General features: G+C 67.4%; 18 protein-coding genes. 17 read left to right on the top strand and 1 reads right to left on the bottom strand.

All coding sequences use genetic code 11. The annotated features are described in order from the left end of the window. The first annotated feature begins 139 nt into the window (after positions 1-139). The 13 genes from pyrR to holA all read left to right on the top strand — a co-directional run bounded on the left by pyrR (position 140) and on the right by holA (position 12,354). Entirely contained in the window at positions 140-712 is a 573-nt protein-coding gene (gene pyrR / locus BLT96_RS03840) for a bifunctional pyr operon transcriptional regulator/uracil phosphoribosyltransferase PyrR (RefSeq protein WP_090845658.1), read from the top strand. Next, positions 713-1,651, top strand: coding sequence for an aspartate carbamoyltransferase catalytic subunit (locus BLT96_RS03845; protein ID WP_090861880.1), 939 nt, complete (start codon positions 713-715; stop codon positions 1,649-1,651). It begins immediately after the preceding gene. After that, positions 1,635-2,930, top strand: a complete 1,296-nt coding sequence (locus BLT96_RS03850; protein ID WP_090861882.1) for a dihydroorotase — start codon at positions 1,635-1,637, stop codon at positions 2,928-2,930. Before BLT96_RS03845 ends, BLT96_RS03850 begins: the two co-directional genes overlap by 17 nt. A 64-nt stretch (positions 2,931-2,994) precedes the next feature. Further along, entirely contained in the window at positions 2,995-3,786 is a 792-nt protein-coding gene (locus BLT96_RS03855; protein ID WP_172824975.1) for a dihydroorotate dehydrogenase electron transfer subunit, read from the top strand. A gap of 11 nt (positions 3,787-3,797) precedes the next feature. Then, complete coding sequence (locus tag BLT96_RS03860) at positions 3,798-4,706, top strand: dihydroorotate dehydrogenase (protein ID WP_090864166.1); 909 nt, start codon at positions 3,798-3,800, stop codon at positions 4,704-4,706. Further along, the gene (gene pyrF / locus BLT96_RS03865; protein WP_090861884.1) at positions 4,700-5,425 is read left to right on the top strand and encodes an orotidine-5'-phosphate decarboxylase; all 726 of its coding nucleotides are present in this window, start codon (positions 4,700-4,702) and stop codon (positions 5,423-5,425) included. Before BLT96_RS03860 ends, pyrF begins: the two co-directional genes overlap by 7 nt. Before the next feature lie 181 nt (positions 5,426-5,606). After that, entirely contained in the window at positions 5,607-5,915 is a 309-nt protein-coding gene (gene mihF / locus BLT96_RS03870) for an integration host factor, actinobacterial type (protein WP_090845650.1), read from the top strand. A gap of 3 nt (positions 5,916-5,918) precedes the next feature. After that, positions 5,919-6,494, top strand: a complete 576-nt coding sequence (gene gmk, locus BLT96_RS03875; protein WP_090845648.1) for a guanylate kinase — start codon at positions 5,919-5,921, stop codon at positions 6,492-6,494. Further along, positions 6,495-6,788 carry a DNA-directed RNA polymerase subunit omega gene (locus BLT96_RS03880; RefSeq protein WP_090845647.1) on the top strand — a complete coding sequence of 98 codons (294 nt, stop codon included), beginning with the start codon at positions 6,495-6,497 and terminating at the stop codon, positions 6,786-6,788. It abuts the gene before it with no gap. 3 nt (positions 6,789-6,791) lie between these two features. Next, a complete protein-coding gene (gene thiI, locus BLT96_RS03885) occupies positions 6,792-8,078 on the top strand; it encodes a tRNA uracil 4-sulfurtransferase ThiI (protein WP_090861887.1) in 1,287 nt (428 codons plus the stop codon). Positions 8,079-8,220: 142 nt separating this feature from the next. After that, positions 8,221-8,994, top strand: coding sequence for a ComEA family DNA-binding protein (locus BLT96_RS03890; RefSeq protein ID WP_090861889.1), 774 nt, complete (start codon positions 8,221-8,223; stop codon positions 8,992-8,994). Continuing rightward, positions 8,987-11,347: a ComEC/Rec2 family competence protein gene (locus BLT96_RS03895; protein ID WP_090861891.1), complete on the top strand. Its 2,361-nt coding sequence runs from the start codon at positions 8,987-8,989 to the stop codon at positions 11,345-11,347. Before BLT96_RS03890 ends, BLT96_RS03895 begins: the two co-directional genes overlap by 8 nt. A gap of 44 nt (positions 11,348-11,391) precedes the next feature. Continuing rightward, a complete protein-coding gene (gene holA / locus BLT96_RS03900; protein ID WP_090861893.1) occupies positions 11,392-12,354 on the top strand; it encodes a DNA polymerase III subunit delta in 963 nt (320 codons plus the stop codon). 145 nt (positions 12,355-12,499) lie between these two features. On the opposite strand, the gene rpsT is transcribed toward holA, so the two are convergent. After that, complete coding sequence (gene rpsT / locus BLT96_RS03905; protein WP_090845637.1) at positions 12,500-12,763, bottom strand: 30S ribosomal protein S20; 264 nt, start codon at positions 12,761-12,763, stop codon at positions 12,500-12,502. 202 nt (positions 12,764-12,965) lie between these two features. Between rpsT and lepA the strand changes: the two genes are divergently transcribed. The 4 genes from lepA to BLT96_RS03925 all read left to right on the top strand — a co-directional run bounded on the left by lepA (position 12,966) and on the right by BLT96_RS03925 (position 18,314). Further along, positions 12,966-14,777: a translation elongation factor 4 gene (lepA, locus tag BLT96_RS03910; RefSeq protein ID WP_090861895.1), complete on the top strand. Its 1,812-nt coding sequence runs from the start codon at positions 12,966-12,968 to the stop codon at positions 14,775-14,777. Then, positions 14,774-15,859: a tRNA dihydrouridine synthase gene (locus BLT96_RS03915; RefSeq protein WP_245719322.1), complete on the top strand. Its 1,086-nt coding sequence runs from the start codon at positions 14,774-14,776 to the stop codon at positions 15,857-15,859. Before lepA ends, BLT96_RS03915 begins: the two co-directional genes overlap by 4 nt. Before the next feature lie 2 nt (positions 15,860-15,861). Continuing rightward, positions 15,862-17,112, top strand: a complete 1,251-nt coding sequence (locus tag BLT96_RS03920; RefSeq protein ID WP_172824955.1) for a coproporphyrinogen-III oxidase family protein — start codon at positions 15,862-15,864, stop codon at positions 17,110-17,112. 86 nt (positions 17,113-17,198) lie between these two features. After that, positions 17,199-18,314: a DnaJ domain-containing protein gene (locus BLT96_RS03925; protein WP_090864174.1), complete on the top strand. Its 1,116-nt coding sequence runs from the start codon at positions 17,199-17,201 to the stop codon at positions 18,312-18,314. Positions 18,315-18,322 lie beyond the last annotated feature (8 nt).

Below are 18,322 nucleotides of genomic sequence, written 5' to 3' on the forward strand. Positions count from 1 at the left end.
GCGTATATTGAATGCAACCCTTTAAGCACGGTGCGAGACGCCGGCAAGGAACATATGCCCTGCGGGGCCATGAACGCCTTCCTGACGCCTGTGTACCGTGTACCAACGGGACATTGGCGTCTTTTTTGGAAGGAGTGCCATGGCTGAGAACAGGCCAAAGGCGGTCATCATGGATGACCAGGCGATGGAGAGGGCCATCACCCGCATCGCCCACGAGATCGTCGAGCACAACGAGGGCTCGGACGACATCGCGCTCGTCGGCATCATCCGTCGCGGAGAAACGCTTGCGACGAAGCTCGCGGACGCGATCGAGGCCATAGAGGGCAACAGGCCGAAGGTGGGCTCCCTCGACATCAGCTTCTATCGCGACGACTTCATGCGCAACGTCGCCCCCGTGCTGCACGGCACCAACATCCCCTTCAACATCGACGGCGCGAACATCGTCCTGGTGGACGACGTGCTGTACACGGGTCGCACCGTGCGCGCGGCGCTGAACGCGCTTACGGACTACGGTCGCCCCAAGACGGTCCAGCTGGCGGTCATGGTGGACCGCGGCCATCGCGAGCTGCCCATTCGCGCCGACTACGTTGGCAAGAACGTTCCGTCCTCGCACGAGGAGGACGTGCGCGTCTGCATAGAGCCTCTCGACGATCACAACTCCGTCGAGATCTGGGACATCAACGTCGAAAAGAAAGCTGGAGGTGCGAACTAGATGCTATCCGTGAAGAACCTCATCGACACGTACAGCCTGACCGCCGATGACATCACGCAGATCCTTGACACGGCGGCCGCGTTCGAGTCCGTCAACAATGGCCGCGTGATCAAGAAGGTGCCGGCGCTGCGCGGCCGCACGATCGTCAACCTGTTCCTCGAGCCGTCCACGCGCACGAAGAGCTCGTTCGAGCTGGCCGAGAAGCGCCTGTCCGCCGACTCGCTGTCCATGGGTGGCAGCACGTCTTCCGTCGTGAAGGGCGAGAGCCTGGCGGACACCATCCAGACCATCGATGCCATGAACGTCGACATGTTCATCTGCCGTGCGAGGCTCGCCGGCACTCCGCAGAAGATTACCGAGAACACTGATGCCGTGGTCATCAACGCGGGCGACGGCAAGCACCAGCACCCGACGCAGGCCATGCTCGACCTGTACACCATTCGCAAGCACTTCGGCCACCTCGACGGCCTGAAGGTCGCCATCGTGGGCGACCTCGCGCACAGCCGCGTGTGCGGCTCGCTCGCGCCCGCGCTGAGGACTATGGGCGCCGAGGTCACGCTCGTGGGACCCCCGACGTTCCAGGTGGACGACCCCGACTGGTTCGGCTGCCCGCAGACGTGGAGCCTCGACGAGGTCATCGACTCCGTCGACGTCGTGTACATGCTCCGCGTCCAGCTGGAGCGCATGGAGGGCGCGACGATCCCGTCCCGCCGCGAGTACAACCGCCTGTACGGCCTCGACATGAAGCGCGTCAGCCGCATGAAGGACAACGCGATTATCTGCCACCCCGGCCCCATGAACCGCGGCATGGAGATCAACGCGGACGTCGCGGACTGCGCGCGCTCGAGGATTCTTGACCAGGTCAACGCCGGTGTCCTCACCCGCATGGCCGAGATGTACCTGCTTCTGGGAGGAGAGAACAATGGCATTTCTGCTTAAGGGCGCACACGCCGTCGACCCGCAGATCGGACTCGACGAGGTAGTCGACGTCCTTCTCGACGGAAAGGAGATCGTCGAGGTGGGCCATGACCTGGAGGCCCCCGAGGGCGCCGAGGTCATCGATGCCGCTGGCAAGTACCTGGTTCCCGGCCTCGTCGACATGCACGTGCACTTCCGCGACCCCGGCTTCGAGTACAAGGAGACCATCGAGACCGGCTCTCGTGCCGCGACGCACGGCGGCTTCACGGACGTCGCGACCATGCCGAACACCGACCCCGTGACCGACACGGGCACCGGCGTCCGCTACCAGATCGACCGCGGCCGCGCGGCGGGGCTCTGCCACATCCGCCCGATCGGCGCGCTCACCCGCGGCGAGAAGGGCGAGGCCCTCGCGGAGATCGGCGACATGGTGCTCGAGGGCGCCTGCGCCTTCAGCGACGACGGCCACGGCGTGCAGGGCGCCGGCATGATGCGCACCTGCATGGGCTACGTGTCGCAGTTCGACCGCGTCGCGATTGCGCACTGCGAGGACGAGTCCCTCACGGCCCACGGCGTGATCAACGAGGGCAAGGCGTCCACGCGCCTCGGCATGTTCGGCTGGCCGGCCCTGGGCGAGGAGCTCGAGATCTACCGCGACATCGAGCTCTGCCGACTCACCGGCTGCCCGCTGCACATCGCGCACATCTCCACCGAGAAGGGCCTGAACCTGGTGAGGGCCGCGAAGGCCGAGGGGCTGCCCGTCACGTGCGAGGTCACTCCGCACCACCTGTTCCTGAACGAGGACGACATCGACAGCACCTACAACACGAACCTGAAGATGAACCCGCCTCTGCGTCTGAAGAGCGACATGCTCGCCCTGCGCAAGGGCATCGTCGACGGCTCGATCGACTGCCTCGTGACCGACCACGCGCCCCACGCCCAGCACGAGAAGGACTGCGAGTGGGAGATCGCGTTCTTCGGCACCATCGGGCTCGAGACCTCGCTTCCCCTCATGCTCACGAACATGGTGCGCACCGGCGAGATCGGCTGGAACAGGCTCGTCGAGGTCATGGCCGTCAACCCGCGTCGCGTGCTCAGGCTCGCCGACGTGAAGATCGAGAAGGGCTCCAAGGCCGACCTCACGCTGATCGACCCCGAGAAGGAGATCACCGTGACCGAGGACTACTTCGAGAGCAAGTCCAAGAACTCCGCGTTCCTGGGCGAGACGCTCATGGGCGTGGCCTCGGACGTCTTCGTCGACGGCAAGCGCACGCTCGCAAACGGCGTGGTGGCCCAGTAACGCACTGTCATGGTGGCGCGGGACGCCGGACCTCGCGCCACCATTCTCTTGAAAGGAGGCCGCCGTGCAGCCAAGTGCCAAGGTGCACCTGTACGACTTCCACGTGCGCTCGAACGAGGCCGTGGGCAGGGACGTCTTCCGCATGGTGATGGAGTCGCCGGAGCTCGCGGGCAAGCTCGCGCCCGGCCAGTTCATGAACATCGCGGTTCCGGGGGATGCGTCGCACATCGTGAGGATACCGCTGTCGTTTGCGGGCACGGACGTGGATGACGGTACGATAGAGCTGGTGTACGCCGTGGTCGGCGAGGGCACGCGGCGCCTGTCTAAGATGGGCGCGGGCTCCGGCTCGACCGTCGTGGGACCGTGCGGCAATGGCTGGCGCATAGGGCCGGGCGGCCGAGCGCTCGCTGTGGCCGGCGGTGTCGGCGCTCCGCCCGTCATAGCGGCGGCGCGTGCGCTTGTCGAGTCCGGGCGCGACGTGGACGTCATCCTCGGGGCGCAGACGAGAGACCGCCTCTGGGGCGAGAAGGACGCGCGCGGGCTCGGCGCAAGCGACGTCGTGGTCACGACCGACGACGGCTCGTATGGCCTCAGGGGCTTCACGACCCAGGCGATGGAAGACCTTCTCGCCCAGCGCGACTACGGCCTCGTGGTGACGTGTGGCCCGTCCGTCATGATGGCGGGGGTGGCCAGGCTGGCACAGGACGCGCACGTGGCGTGCCAGGCATCGCTCGAGCGGATGATGACCTGCGGCTTTGGCGCGTGCAGCACGTGCAACGTGGCCATGCGCGCCGGCGGCTACAAGTCGTGCTGCATGGACGGTCCCGTGTTCGACGCACAGGAGGTGGCGTGGTGAGCAAGGTTTCCATGGCCGTCGACCTGGGCGGCATAAGGATGAAGAATCCCGTGAACACAGCGTCCGGCACGTTTGGCAACGGCTGGCAGTTCGAGGGGTTCTATAGCGTGGGCGAGCTCGGCGCCATCACGACGAAGGGCTGTGCGGCAGAGGCATGGGACGGAAATCCCGCGCCGAGGATGTGCGAGCTTCCCTCTGGCATCATGAACTCCGTGGGGCTCCAGAACCCCGGCGTACGCGCGTTCATAGCAAGCTACGGCGAGTACCTCGCGGGGCTCGAGGAGCGCGGCTGCCGCGTCATCTGCCAGGTAGCCGGCCACTCCATCGAGGAGTACGTGCGGGCGCTGGAGCTCTTCGAGGAGCTGGCGCCGTTCGCATCCGGCTTCGAGATCAACATATCGTGCCCGAACGTGAGCAAGGGCGGCGCCGCCATGGGCGCGACGGCCGCGGCCGCGGCGGAGGTCATGGCCGCGGTGAGGCCGGTCACGAAGCGCCCCATCGTGGTGAAGATGGCGCCTCACGACGTAGGCGAGATCGCGCGGGCCCTCGAGGCTGAGGGCGCGGACGCGCTCTCGCTCATCAACACGATTCCCGGCATGGCGATCGACGTGCGCACGCGCAGGAGCAAGCTCTCGCGCCCGACCGCGGGCATATCGGGTCCGGCCATACACGCCATCGCCGTGCGCATGGTGTGGGAGGCGCACAGGGCCGTGAGCATCCCGCTCTGCGGCATCGGCGGCGTCACGAGCGGCGAGGACGCGGCGGAGTTCATCCTGGCGGGCGCGACGGCGGTATCCGTGGGAACGGCGAACCTGGTGGACCCGACGGCCGCCCCTCGCGTCGAGCGCGAGCTGGAGGCCTGGGCTGAGTCCCAGGGAGTGAGTGACATCAACGAGCTGATTGGAGCCTTCGAATGCTAACCGACGACGAGGCGCGCGAGTCCATCATCATCGCGCTCGACTGCGACCGCGACACTGCCATCGACCTTGCGACGCGCCTTCGGGGAAAGGCCCGCTGGGTGAAGGTGGGCATGACGCTGTTCTACGCGGAGGGGCCCTCAATCGTGAGGGAGATGCGCGACCGCGGCTTCAAGGTGTTTCTCGACCTGAAGGTGCACGACATCCCGTTCCAGGTGAGGGGCGCGGCGCGGTCCGCATCGCTCACGGGGGCTGACCTGCTCTCCATCCATGGCATGGGCTCGTCCGAGATGGTGAGGCAAGCTCGTGCCGGCGTGGAGGACGCGGCCGGCGAGCGCGGCGGCGACAGGACGCGTCTGGTGGCGATATCGGTGCTGACGAGCATGGACCAGGACGCGCTTGCCGAGATCGGCATCGACGTTCCCGTGGAGCGCGAGGTGGAGCGCCTGGCAGGCATGTCCGTGGGCGCAGGCGCCGACGGCATCGTGTGCTCGCCAAAGGAGGCCGCGCAGATGCGCGAGCTCCTGGGCCCGAAGGCGCTCATCGTGACGCCGGGCGTGAGGCCGAGGGGTGCGGCCGTGGGCGACCAGAAGCGCATCGCCACGCCGGCGAGCGCCATCGGGGCGGGTGCGTCCATGCTCGTTATCGGGAGGCCGATCACCCAGGCGGACGACCCCGTGGAGGCCTACGAGTCCGTTGTCCGCGAGCTCTGCGAGGCGTAACTACCGCCTTTACGTGGAGAAATGGGGCCCAATTGTGGTTTTAGGACCCCGGGCCAGCCGATTTGGGAACAATACCCTTGTAAAATGGGCACCCAATTGGCAAACTATGTGCTTGCGATTGATGAGCTGCCCATTTGCGAACGGGCATGCATTGATGTGAAACCTACTGTTTGGAGGAACCATGGCACTACCTCAGCTTACGGACGAGCAGCGCAAGGCCGCACTTGAGAAGGCCGCACAGGCTCGCCACGAGCGCGCTGAGCTTCGCGACAAGATCAAGAAGGGCGAGATTTCCCTGGAGGACGTTCTCGACTCCGAGGATCCCATCGCGAGCCGCATGAAGGTCTCCGCCCTCATCGAGTCCCTTCCCGGCTATGGCAAGGCCAAGGCCTCCAAGATCATGGACGAGCTTGGCATCTCTGCCACGCGCCGCGTCAAGGGTCTGGGCGCCCGCCAGCGCGAGCAGCTCCTCGAGGTGCTCAACAAGTAAGCGATGAGGAAGCCTCGTTTATTCGTCATCTCCGGACCGTCAGGCGCAGGAAAGGGAACGCTCGTCTCCGCAGTGCGAGAAGAGCGTCCGGACCTGGGCCTGACGGTTTCTGCGACGACGCGTCCGCCTCGGCCCCATGACATTCCGGACGTCTCGTACCACTTCCTCTCGGAGGAGGAGTTTGACCGTCGCATCGAGAGAGGCGATTTCCTGGAGTGGGCCGACGTGCACGGGCACAAGTACGGTACCCTGCGCAGCGAGGTGGACGGCCTCATGGCCGCCGGCAAGTCCGTCATCCTCGAGATCGACGTCCAGGGCGCGTTCAACGTGAGGCGCATCTACCCGGACGCCGTGCTGGTGTTCATAGAGCCGCCGTCGCTCGAGGTCCTCGAGCAGCGGCTGAGAGGGCGAGGCACCGAGGACGAGGCGTCTATCGAGCTTCGCCTTGCGAACGCCCGCCACGAGATGGACCTTGCGAAGGACTACGACGCGCGCGTGGTGAACGACGACCTCGCAACCGCCGTGAGGGACCTCGCGAACGTTCTTGAAAGCTACGAGATGGATGGAGGCAACTCCTAAATGGCAGTTACCAAGCCAGAGATCGACGATCTTCTCGCCAAGACCGAGCACAACCCCTTCCTGCTGTGCGCCCTTGCGAGCAAGCGCGCCTGCGACATCAACAACATGATCCGCGGGCAGCACCTGCGCGTGACCGCGATCCAGGACTTCGACGACATCACGACCGTGGTGAGCGGCGAGGACACGGTGTCCGTCGCGATGAACGAGATCGAGGACGGCACGCTGGGCTACGACAAGGACGAGTTCGACGAGGAAATCAAGGGCTCGAACGCACTCGTCGACCACAACCTGTAAGCCATGGCTGACAGGGTTTGCCTCGTCCACTACCACGAGATCGGCCTGAAGGGCAAGAACCGCTCCACCTTCGAGAACCAGCTGGTTACGAACCTGCACAGGGCCCTGAGGTCGTTCGACGTGGCGGACATAAAGAGAATATCCGGCCACATCCTGGTGACGGCCGCCGACGGCATGGCCACCGACGACATGGCACATGCGATATCGCGCGTGCCGGGAGTCGCGCGGGTGTCCGTTGCGTACGTGTGCCGCCAGGACCCAGAGGAGTACTGCGCGGCCGCGGTGAGGGCACTTGGCGAGGCGGGAGAGTTCGGCTCGTTCAAGGTGCACGCCAGGAGGTCGTCCACCAACTACGAGCTGCACACGCTGGACATCAACCGCCTCGTAGGAAGCGTCCTGTGCGAGAAGTTCCCCAACAAGAAGGTCGAGATGCACCACCCGGACGTCACGGTCATCGTGATGGTGGTGAACGCGAGCGTGTACGTGTACACGGACACCGGCGTCGGCGTGGGCGGCCTTCCCGTTGGGACGGCCGGCAAGGTCGTGACGCTGCTCTCCAGCGGCTTCGACTCTCCCGTCGCGACGTGGATGGTCGGTCGCCGTGGCGCCGTGTGCGTGCCCGTGCACTTCTCGGGCCGTCCGATGACGGCGGACACGAGCGAGTACCTGTGCCAGGACATCATCAACGCAATGACGCCGTCCGGCATGGTCGGCCGCCTGTATGTGGTGCCGTTTGGGCAGAAGCAGCGCGAGATATCGCTCTGCGTGCCGCAGAGCCTGCGCATCATCACGTACCGCAGGGTGATGTTTGCCGTGGCGGAGCGCATCGCGCGGATGGAGGGCGCTAAGGCCCTGGTGACGGGCGAGTCGCTGGGCCAGGTGGCCTCGCAGACGCTCGAGAACATCTCCGTCGTGAACGAGATGGTGAGCATGCCCGTGCTGCGGCCGCTCATTGGCTCTGACAAGCAGGAGATCATGCGCCGCGCGGAGGAGATCGGCACGTACGACATATCCGCGCAGGACGCGGCGGACTGCTGCACGCTGTTCATGCCGCGCCGCCCGGAGACGCACGCGAAGCCGGACATGGTGCACGAGGCGTGGGACTCCTTCGACCACGACGCCATGATCGAGGAGCTGGTGCAGAGCGTGGAGTACGTCGACTTCGACCAGTGCCCCTCGTACAAGCCGCCCCGTCAGCTGAGGGCCCGCCACCGCGAGCTTGCCCCGGCACGGTTCGAACGCCGCGGCGATAAGGACGCGACGGGCGAGAAGGACGCGGCCACGGAGTAGGTGCGCGCTCGGCAAGCGGATCTTCTCGCACCTGCCTTTGGGCGACGTGCGCAGACAGGCGGAAGACATCTGCAATGCCGATTTGAGACGCAGGATGCATGTGCCACCCCCGGTCCCATGATGGGACTGGGGGTGGTTTGCTATGGCGCAAAGGGCAAGGGGGCCTGCGGGAGGGCTTTCTAAACGATACGGTCTGAGGGGGCGGAGGGGACCCGTCATTGCTGCGGCGCTGGCGGCGGCGTGCCTGGCGGTGGTAGGCGCTCTGCTGCTTCCCGGAAGGGGTGGCGGCTTTGAGGTGACGCGTGCGGAGGCAGGCGACGCGGTCACGCAGAAGAGGGCGAAGGGAGGACGGGACGCGCGCAAGGGCGAGGAGCGGGGACAAGACGAGGGAAGCTCCGTCCCGGCGGCAAAGACGGGGGCGACGAAGGTCGCGGCCGTGATCGTGCACGTAGACGGGGCAGTGGAGAACCCGGGCGTGTACAGGATATACACGTCGAGCCCGAGGGTGAACGACGCGGTGAGCGCGGCGGGCGGCCTTGAGGAGGACGCGGACACCACGAGGATCAACCTGGCAGCATCGCTTTCAGACGGACAGAAGGTGCACGTTCCGAGGCAGGGCGAGGAGGCGTCCGAGGACGTGGCGCAAGACGCCGTCGGCACGGAGGGCGCGGCCGCGGGGACGGCGGGAGGCGCCGCTGGAGCGACGGGGGACTCCGCGGGCTCCGGCACCGTGGACATCAACACCGCCGATGCGACGGAGCTGCAGCGCCTGCCAGGCGTGGGCGAGGCGACGGCCGCGGCCATCGTGGAGGACCGGACGAGGAACGGACCGTTCGCAAGCCCGGAGGACATCATGCGCGTATCGGGCATAGGCGAGAAGAAGTTCGAGCGGATGCGGGCGATGATACGTGTCTGACCACGAGTGGGTTCCAAACAGGCCGTGCGTGCCCTTCTCGCTCTACCTGCTGTGCGCGTGCGGCGCGGCGGCGCAGGTCGTGCTTGCGCTTCGGCTGCACATGGGTCGCCCGTGGGCGGCGGTCGCGGCATGCGTGGCCGCAATGGCGCTGGCGGCACGCGGCATGGGGAGCGCCTCGCGCGCGACGGCGGCGATAGCGCGCGTCGTGCTCGCGGCCGGGACGTGCGGCATCTGCGCCTGCCTTGCCTGTGCGCAGGTGGAAGTGGCGGAAGGAACCGCCCGCGCGTTGGAGCGGAGTGCCGTCTCGTCGTGCGAGCTGGAGGTGTGCGCGGACGCGTCGCTCGGCACGAGGGGATACCGCGCCCGCGCCCACGTGTGGCGCGGCGGAGCACGACTGGGCGACGTGTGGGTGCGCAGCGAGGAGCGATACGACATGGGGACGCGAATCCGCGCGGTGGGGAGGTTCAACAGGGGGATCGGCGAGTGGAGGCTCATGTCGGAGCGGCAGGGCGTGTGCGGGACGGTTAACGTCGTGCACGCGCTGGAGGTGACGCCGGCATCCGGCCCTCGCGCCTGGGTGAACGAGAGGAGGCTGGTGGCGCTCGCGGCCATGGAGCCGGAGCGCTCCGCGGCGCGCGCGATACTGGCAGGCAGCGTGTGCGGCTCGAAGGACGCCATGGCGAGGGCAGGAATAGACAAGGTGTTCGCCGCATGCGGCGTCGCGCACCTCGTCGCGGTGTCCGGCGGCCACATCGCGATTGTGGGTGCGCTCGTGGAGCGGCTGCTGGGAGGGACCAGGCTCGGTCCCGTGCCGCGGACGCTCGTACTGCTGGCGACGACGGGGCTCTTCGTGCTGTTCTGCGGCGCGCCTGTCTCTGCGGTGCGCTCGTGGCTCATGTGCCTGGTCGCCTTTGGCTCGAGGCTCGCGGGACGGCGTGGGCACTCGCTCTCGGCCGTGTGCGCCGTCGCGCTGGGAATGGTGATGGTCGACCCCGCCGTCACGGGTCAGGTGGGCTTCGTGCTGTCCGTCGCCTCTGTCGTGGGGCTCTGCCTGCTCTCGCCTTACTTCGGCTACGTGCTGCGCCAGGTAGTGGCCCGCCCGCGACTTCCCGCACGGGTGCCGCGCCCCGTGAGGTGCGCCGTGGACCGTGGCGCGGACTTCGTGCGAGATGCGCTGTCTGCGTGCCTCGTGGCGCAGTTCGCGACGGCGGCGATAACGTGCTCCATGTTCTCGCAGCTCTCGCTTGTGGCACCGCTCGCAAACCTCGCTCTTGCGCTGCCGTTCACGGTCATGGTGGGCGCCGGCATGACGGTCGCGTGCCTTGCCGGGACTCCTCTTGCGGCCGTGCCGCTCGTGCCGTGCGACGTTGCGGGGACGGCGGTGTCTTGGTTGCTTGGCTGGATGAGCCGGTTGCCGTACGCGAGCGTCGCCGTGAGCTGCGACATGGCGGTCGCCGGAATGATTACGGTTGGCGTGACGGCTGCGATCCTCGTGTGGTGGCCGACGGTGAGGCGGGGTCCCGTGCTCGCGGTGACGGGCTCCCTTGCCGCCGTGTCGCTCTGCCTGCTGCTGAGGTGGAGGTTCTTCTCGCCCGCGCGCGTCTGCGTGCTGGACGTGGGCCAGGGGGACGCGATCCTCGTGCAGCAGGGAGCTAACGCCGTGCTCGTGGACGCCGGTCCTGACCAGGCTGCGGCCGCGGAGCTCGCCCGGCTGCACGTGATGCACATCGACGCCGTCGTGGTGACCCACATGCACGACGACCACTTTGGGGGCGTGGGTGCCGTGCTGGGCGAGGTGCCGTGCGACGCCGTGTTTGTGGCGAGGGGCGTTCGCGGCAACATTCCGGAGGAGTTCGGGGAGGAGCTCGAGAGGCGCGGGAAGGAGGACGTGCGCGAGGTGGGCCTGGGCGACGAGCTTGAGGTTGGCGACTTCAGGCTGTGCGTGGTATGGCCGGAGGAGCCGGTGGACGGAAGCGAGAACGCGGACTCCATCGAGCTTGCGCTGACGTACGACGACGGGTCCAGAACCATGTCGGGGCTGCTCACAGGCGATGCCGAAAAGGACGAGACCGCAGGCGCGCTCTCGGCGGGCAGGGTGGGAGACGTCGACTTCCTGAAGGTGGGGCACCACGGATCGAAGGTCTCCGTCACGCCGGACGAGGCGCGCGAGCTTGCCCCGGAGGTCTCCGTCGCGAGCGCCGGCGCCCACAACCGCTACGGCCACCCGTCACCAGAGTGCCGGTGCGTGCTGGAGCGGGCCGGCTCGCGCTTCCTGTGCACGATGGACGTTGGGACGGTGACGCTGGAGCCGGGCGAGAGGGGCGTGCGCGTCTTTACGGAAAGGTCCCCGTGAGCGCGGTCGGGTGTAGTATGGATGTCCTGACGAAGGGAGGAAGCATGGCGAAGGCGGCGCTCTTGCCCGCATACCTCATAGTGGGCTCGGACGAGCTCAAGAGCCGACAGGCCGTGACCAGGCTGAAGGGAAGGCTCGAGCCAGGGCTTGCCGCGTTCAACCTGGACGAGCACGTGGCGGGGCCGGACCTTGTGCCCGGAGACGTCGTGGCCTCGCTCAACACCATCCCCATGGGGACGGGCTTCAGGCTCGTACTTATAACGAAGGCCGAGAAGCTTCCGAAGCCCGTATCGGAAGCGATCATCGCCTACCTCAAGGACCCGAACCCCGGCTGCACGCTCTGCCTCGTGGCGACGACGCTCGCGAAGTCGACGCGCCTGTACAAGGCCGTGAAGGCGGTCGGCGAGCATTCGATAATCGACTGCGCCCCGAAGAAACGCTGGCAGCTGGCGCCGACGGTCGTGCGCATGGCCGCGCACTACGGCATGCAGACGGACGAGGCGGCCGCGGCGGAGCTCGTGAGCCGCGTGGGCGAGTCGACCACGATGATCGACGCGCAGCTGAGGTCCCTTGCGGCGCTCTGTCGCGAAAGCGGGCGCATCACCGTCGCGGACGTGGAGCGAAACGTCGCGCGGACGGCCGAGGTGAAGCCGTGGGACTTCCTGGACGCGGTGTGCGCGCGCGACGCTGCAAAGGCGCTCGGCCTGTACCACCTGATGCAGAACCCGTCTCAGATCGCGCTCACGTCGCTTCTGTGCGGGCGCATCCGCGAGCTGGTGTGCGCGAGGTCGCTTGCAGCCAGGGGAGAGGGCGGGCTCCTCGCCTCCGAGCTCGGCAAGCAGCAGTGGCAGGTGAAGAACCACCTCTCGTGGGCACGACACTTCGCGGACGGCGAGCTCGAGGGCTCGCTCGAGCGCTGCGCGAGGTGCGAGCGCGCGCTCAAGGGTGGCGACGACCCGGAGACAACGTTCGTCTCGCTCGTCCTCTACGTGTGCGGACGGGCGTAGCTTACCGACGCAGTTTGTTTCTGCCGAGCAGGGTTGGTGGGACATGGCGCCGCGGCACCTACGTGGGATGACCTCCCGCATGAGAAAGACAAAAAAAGACCCCGTCCTTCCGGGCGGAGTCGAAAAGACAGATTGTCGAACGGGCCTACTTCAGGGAGTTGACCAGCTTCTGCACGCCAGACTTGCGGTTGGAAGCCTGGTTCTTGTGGATGATGCCCTTGGATGCTGCCTTGTCGAGGAGGCGGTTGGCCTTGTTGGCGGCAGCCTGTGCGGCGTCGGCATCCTTGGCGGTGACGGCGGCGCGGACGTCCTTGACGGCAGTCTTCAGCTCGGAGCGGACTGCCTTGTTGCGCATGCGCGCCTTCTCGGCGGTGATGATGCGCTTCTTCTGAGACTTGATGTTAGCCACGTGCGGTTCCTTTCGGTTCTGATCCTTGAGGCCTCTATTTTTTGAGGTGAAGGATGTGGGGTATCCGACACCTGACACGGCGAGGTCGACTTAGGGAGTATAGCAGAAGGCGCCCCGCGTGTCGCCGCGCATTTTGCCTGCGCGCAGGTGCGGGCATAAATTCACATTCTGTCCAACGCATTCGTGGGTTATGATGGGTCGCATGAAGAAGACAGACCTTTCACTCATTCGCAACTTCTCGATCGTTGCGCACATCGACCACGGCAAGTCGACCATCTCGGACAGGATACTCGAGCTCACCCACACGGTGGACGAGAGGGACCTGTCGTCCCAGATGCTCGACTCGATGGACATCGAGCAGGAGCGTGGCATCACCATCAAGAGCAACGCCGTCCGCGTGATGTACGCGGCCGACGACGGCAACACCTACCAGTTCAACCTGATAGACACGCCGGGGCACGTGGACTTCACGTACGAGGTCTCGCGCTCCCTCGCCGCGTGCGAGGGCGCCGTGCTCGTGGTGGACGCCACGCAGGGCGTCGAGGCCCAGACGGTCTCGAACGCGAACCTTGCCATGAACGCGAACCTGGACATCGTGCCGTGCATCAACAAGATCGACCTTCCCTCTGCCCACCCGGACGAGGTGAAGGAGGAGATAGAGGAGGACCTCGCCATCCCGGCCGATGACGCCGTCTGCGTGTCCGGCAAGACGGGCGAGGGCATCCACGACCTGCTTGAGGCCATCGTCTACCTGGTGTCTCCCCCCAAGGGCGACGCGAACGCGCCGCTGAAGGCCCTCATCCTGGACTCGTACTTCGACGAGTACCGCGGCGTCGTCGCGACGGTCCGCGTGTTCGACGGCGTCATGCGCAAGGGCGACCGCCTGAAGATGATGGCCCTGGGCGACACGTTCCTGTGCGACGGCGTCGGCTGCAAGCGACCCCTGGAGACCTCCCTCGACGAGCTCGGCGTGGGCGAGGTGGGATATGTCGTCACGGGCCTGAAGGACCCGGCGCTCGTGAAGACCGGCGACACCATCACGTACGAGGACAGGCCGTGCGCGGAGCCGTGCCCCGGCTACCACGAGGCGAAGCCCATGGTGTTCACGGGCCTGTTCCCGATCGACAACAAGCAGTACGAGAACCTGCGCGACGCGCTTGAGAAGCTGAAGGTGAACGACCCGTCGCTCACGTGGACGCCCGAGACGTCCGTCGCGCTTGGCTTTGGCTTCCGCGTGGGATTCCTCGGCCTTCTCCACATGGAGGTCGTGAAGGAGCGCCTGGAGCGCGAGTTTGGCCTGGACCTCATCGCCACGAGCCCGTCCGTGAACTACCACGTGTACAAGACGGACGGCAGTATGATAGAGATCACGAGCCCGCAGGACCTGCCCGACGTCACGCGCATCGAGCGGATCGAGGAGCCTTACCTGAAGGCGAAGGTCATCGTGCCGCCCGACTTCATGGGCGCCGTGATGCAGCTGGTGATCGACCACCGCGGTGAGACCCGCGACATGGTCTACCTCTCCGAAAAGTCGGTCGAGATGCACTTCGACATCCCGCTGGCCGAGCTGATCCTGGACTTCTTCGACCAGCTGAAGAGCCGCACGAAGGGCTACGCCTCGCTCGACTACGAGATGGGCGAGTACCGCGCGAGCGACCTGGTGAAGCTGGACATCCTGCTTGCCGGCGAGGTGGTGGACGCGCTCAGCTTCATCGTGCACCGCGACAAGGCGTACGACATGGCCCGTGCGCTGTGCGACAAGCTCAAGGAGATCATCCCGCGCCAGCAGTTCGAGGTGCCCATCCAGGGCGCCATCGGCAACAAGATCATCAGTCGCTCCACCGTGAAGGCGCACCGCAAGGACGTGCTCGCCAAGTGCTACGGCGGCGACATCAGCCGCAAGCGCAAGCTGCTCGAGAAGCAGAAGGAGGGCAAGAAGCGCATGAAGTCCATCGGCTCGGTCGAGGTGCCACAGGAGGCGTTCCTCGCCGTGCTGAAGGTGGACGACGAATGACGGAGCCCATGCAGCCCCAGACCCCCGCGGAGGTGCTGGACGAGTTTTCCCCCGCGGCGGCACTGGGCGAGAAGATCTTCCCGTTTCCCTGCGAGGGCGACCTTCGATCAAGGCTCGAGGCGGCTCGCTACCTCATGGCACCGATGGCCGGCGTCACGGACGCGGCGTATCGCCTGATGGCGCGCCGCGCCGGCGCGGGACTCGCGTACACGGAGATGGTGTCCGTCGCCGGGATCCACTACGGCGGCGAGACCGGTGGCCAGAAGACGTGGGATCTCGTGCTGCCGCACGACCCAGAGCCCGACATCGCGGTGCAGCTGTTTGGCAGCAAGCCGGAGCAGTTCCGCGAGGCGGCGTCCCGCGTGCAGGAGCGCCTGCGGGGGAGGCTCGCCCTCATCGACATCAACATGGCCTGCCCCGTGCCGAAGGTCACGCGCAAGGGCGAGGGGTCGGCGCTTCTGGACGATCCGGCGCTCGCGGCGGAAATCGTGCGCGCGTGCGTGGAGGAGGCGGACGTCCCCGTGACGTGCAAGATCCGCCGCAGCCGCCAGCCGGGCCCCGAGCAGGCGCCGGACTTCGCTCGCGCGATGGAGCAGGCGGGCGCGTCCGCGCTCGCCGTGCACGGGCGCACGGCGAGCCAGCTGTACCGCGGCCAGGCGGACTGGGACGCCGTGCGCCACGTGGTCGAGGCGGTGGACGTGCCCGTCATCGGCTCGGGCGACGTGCTCGACGCGCATGCGGCCTCGGCCATGCGGGCCGCGACCGGCGTGGCCGCCGTCATGGTGGCACGCGGCTCCTACGGAAACCCGTGGATCTTCTCGGCGGCGCGTGCCCTGGACGAGGGACGCGAGCCCGCCCATGTTGGCCCCGCGGAGCGCCTTGCCGCGTTCGAGTGCCACGTGCGGCTGCTTGCGGCGACGGGAGCGCACCTGGCGCGGGCGCGGAGCCTGGCGGGATGGTACTTCAAGGGCATGCCGTACGCGGCGGAGTGGCGAAACCGCGCGATGGCGTGCGTGACGCTTGCGGACTACTTGGCGCTGGTTCAGGTGCTGCGCGAGCGGCTGTCCGCGGCGGGGCAGTAGCCGTGGGCGTAGGCGCGCTGTACGTGCACGTGCCGTTCTGCCGCAGCAAGTGCGCGTACTGCGACTTCTCTTCGTGGGCCACGCGCGCGGGCGACCCGCTCATGGGCGCGTACGTGGCCTCCGCGGCGCGCATGGTGCGCCAGGCGGAGTCCCTGGGGCTCCTCGCGGGCTGCCGAACGGGCTATCTGGGCGGCGGCACGCCCACGTACCTGGGTGCGGACGACCTTCGCTCGCTCGTGCGGGCCATGGCGCCGCATTGCCCGCGCGAGCTTTCCGTGGAGGCGAACCCGGACTCGCTTGCGCCGGACGTGCTGGACGCGCTTGTTGACGCGGGCGCGACGCGCGTCTCCGTGGGCGTGCAGAGCACGAGCGCCGCGGAGCTTGAGGCGCTTGGTCGCGTGCACGGTCCCGCGCAGGCGCTCGACACGCTTTCGCGCGCGGCGGCGGCAGGGCTCGACGTGTCGTGCGACCTCATGTGCGCGACGCCGCTGCAGACGGAAGACTCGTGGGAGAAGAGCCTCACGGACGTGCTGTCCTGCGGAGTTGGCCACGTGAGCGTGTACCCGCTGCAGATAGAGGACGGAACGGCGCTCGGCCGGCGCTATGCGGACGAGGACCCGGCGTTCAACGCGGAGGACGTGCAGGCCGCGCGCATGGAGGCGGCGGAGCGTGCCCTTGGGGCGGCAGGCCTTGCGCGCTACGAGGTGGCGAGCTACGCGCGGCCCGGCAAGGCGTGCGCCCACAACCAGGCTTACTGGACGGGTGTGCCGTACCTGGGCATCGGCACGGGGGCGTCCGGCATGCTGGGCGCAGGCGACTACGAGCTCCTGCGCACCGCGGCGCCGCGCCTACCCAAGGCGCCGGAGGACGCGTGGCGCGTGCGCCTCACGGTCACGAGCGGTCGGCGCGCATTCGCGGAGGCCGCGGGCATGGGCGAGCTCTCGTACGACCTCGAGTTCCTGACGGAGCCGCAGGCTGCGGCCGAGGACCTGATGCTGGGGATGCGCCTTTCCGAGGGAGTGGGAGAAGACCTTCTCGCCCATGCGCGCGACGTGCTCGGCGCGCAGGCGGTGGATTCTGCCGTGGCCGAGGCGCGCCGAGAGGGGCTTGCGGAGGCGCGTGCGGACGGCGGGCTTGCGCCGACGCGCCGCGGCTGGCTTCTGGGAAACGAGCTCTATGGCATCATGTGGGGCCTCGCCCCCGGCACGGTGCGTGAGGTGGGGATTTCCTGCGCGCCGGCGCCGCATGAATAAGCCGCGGCCGCATTGGATAGAATTTTGACCGCATGCGCCGTTGGCGCGTGGACACGCAGGCAGGCGGCATGGATTCGGAGCCCCGCATGGCATCAATGAACGAGAAGGACTACTACGCGATCCTGGGCGTGAGCAAGGACGCGTCCACGGACGAGATACGCAAGGCCTTCCAGCAGAAGGCGCGCAAGCTCCACCCGGACGTGAACAAGGCGCCGGACGCGGAGGAGCGCTTCAAGGAGGTGTCCGAGGCGTACGCGGTGCTCTCGGACGAGCAGAAGCGCAGTCGCTACGACGCCATGCGCTCCGGCTCGCCGTTTGGCGCGCCCGCATACGGTGGGAGCACCCAGGGCTACGGAGCGCCGTCGGACCCGTTTGCCGGCGCCGACCCGTTTGGCTGGGGCTTCCCGTTTGGCGGGGCCGCCTACCGCCGCACGAGCACAAGGCGCTCCCGCGCGTACAACCCGCGCGCCGGCGCAGACGTCACGATCGACGTGGAGCTAGACCAGGAGACCGCCCGCAAGGGCACCAGGCGCGGCGTCACGTACCAGCGCTACGTGGCGTGCGACGTGTGCCACGGCAGCGGCTCGGTCGTAAGCGAGCACGCCGAGACGTGCCCCACGTGCGGCGGAAGCGGTCACATCAGCCTGGACCTGACGGGGCTCTTTGGCTTCGGCGTGATGGAGATGGAGTGCCCGGAGTGCGAGGGCGCCGGCAAGGTGGTCGCGGACCCGTGCGAGGCGTGCGGTGGGTCCGGACGCGTGCTGTCCGCGAGCGAGGTCGTGGTGGACATCCCCGCCAACTCGCACGACGGCGACGAGGTGCGCGTGAAGGGCATGGGCAACGCCGGCACGAACGGCTCCTCCTCCGGAGACTTCGTGTGCCGCGTGGGCGTGGCGGCGGAGCGCGTGAATGCGCTGCAGGCGCGTGGGTTCCAGACCGTGGGCTTCATGCTTCCGTTCTTGGTACTGGGGGCCGTGTCGGGCACGATCGTGTCCATGCTGCCGTTCCTGGTGATCATGGCGGTCATCGCGGGCATGCAGATCAGCCGCGGCGGTGGCGTGGGCCATGGCGGCACGTGGTGGAAGAAGGCCGCGACGCACGTGGGAAACGGCGTGCTTTCCGGCCTCCTGCTTGCGCTGCTCATGGTGCTCATGTTCCAGTGCAGCCCGTACGCGCGCTACTCCGGCGGCGCAGGCGTCTAGCGCGGCCG

This window comes from Parafannyhessea umbonata (assembly GCF_900105025.1).
Lineage (GTDB): Bacteria > Actinomycetota > Coriobacteriia > Coriobacteriales > Atopobiaceae > Parafannyhessea > Parafannyhessea umbonata.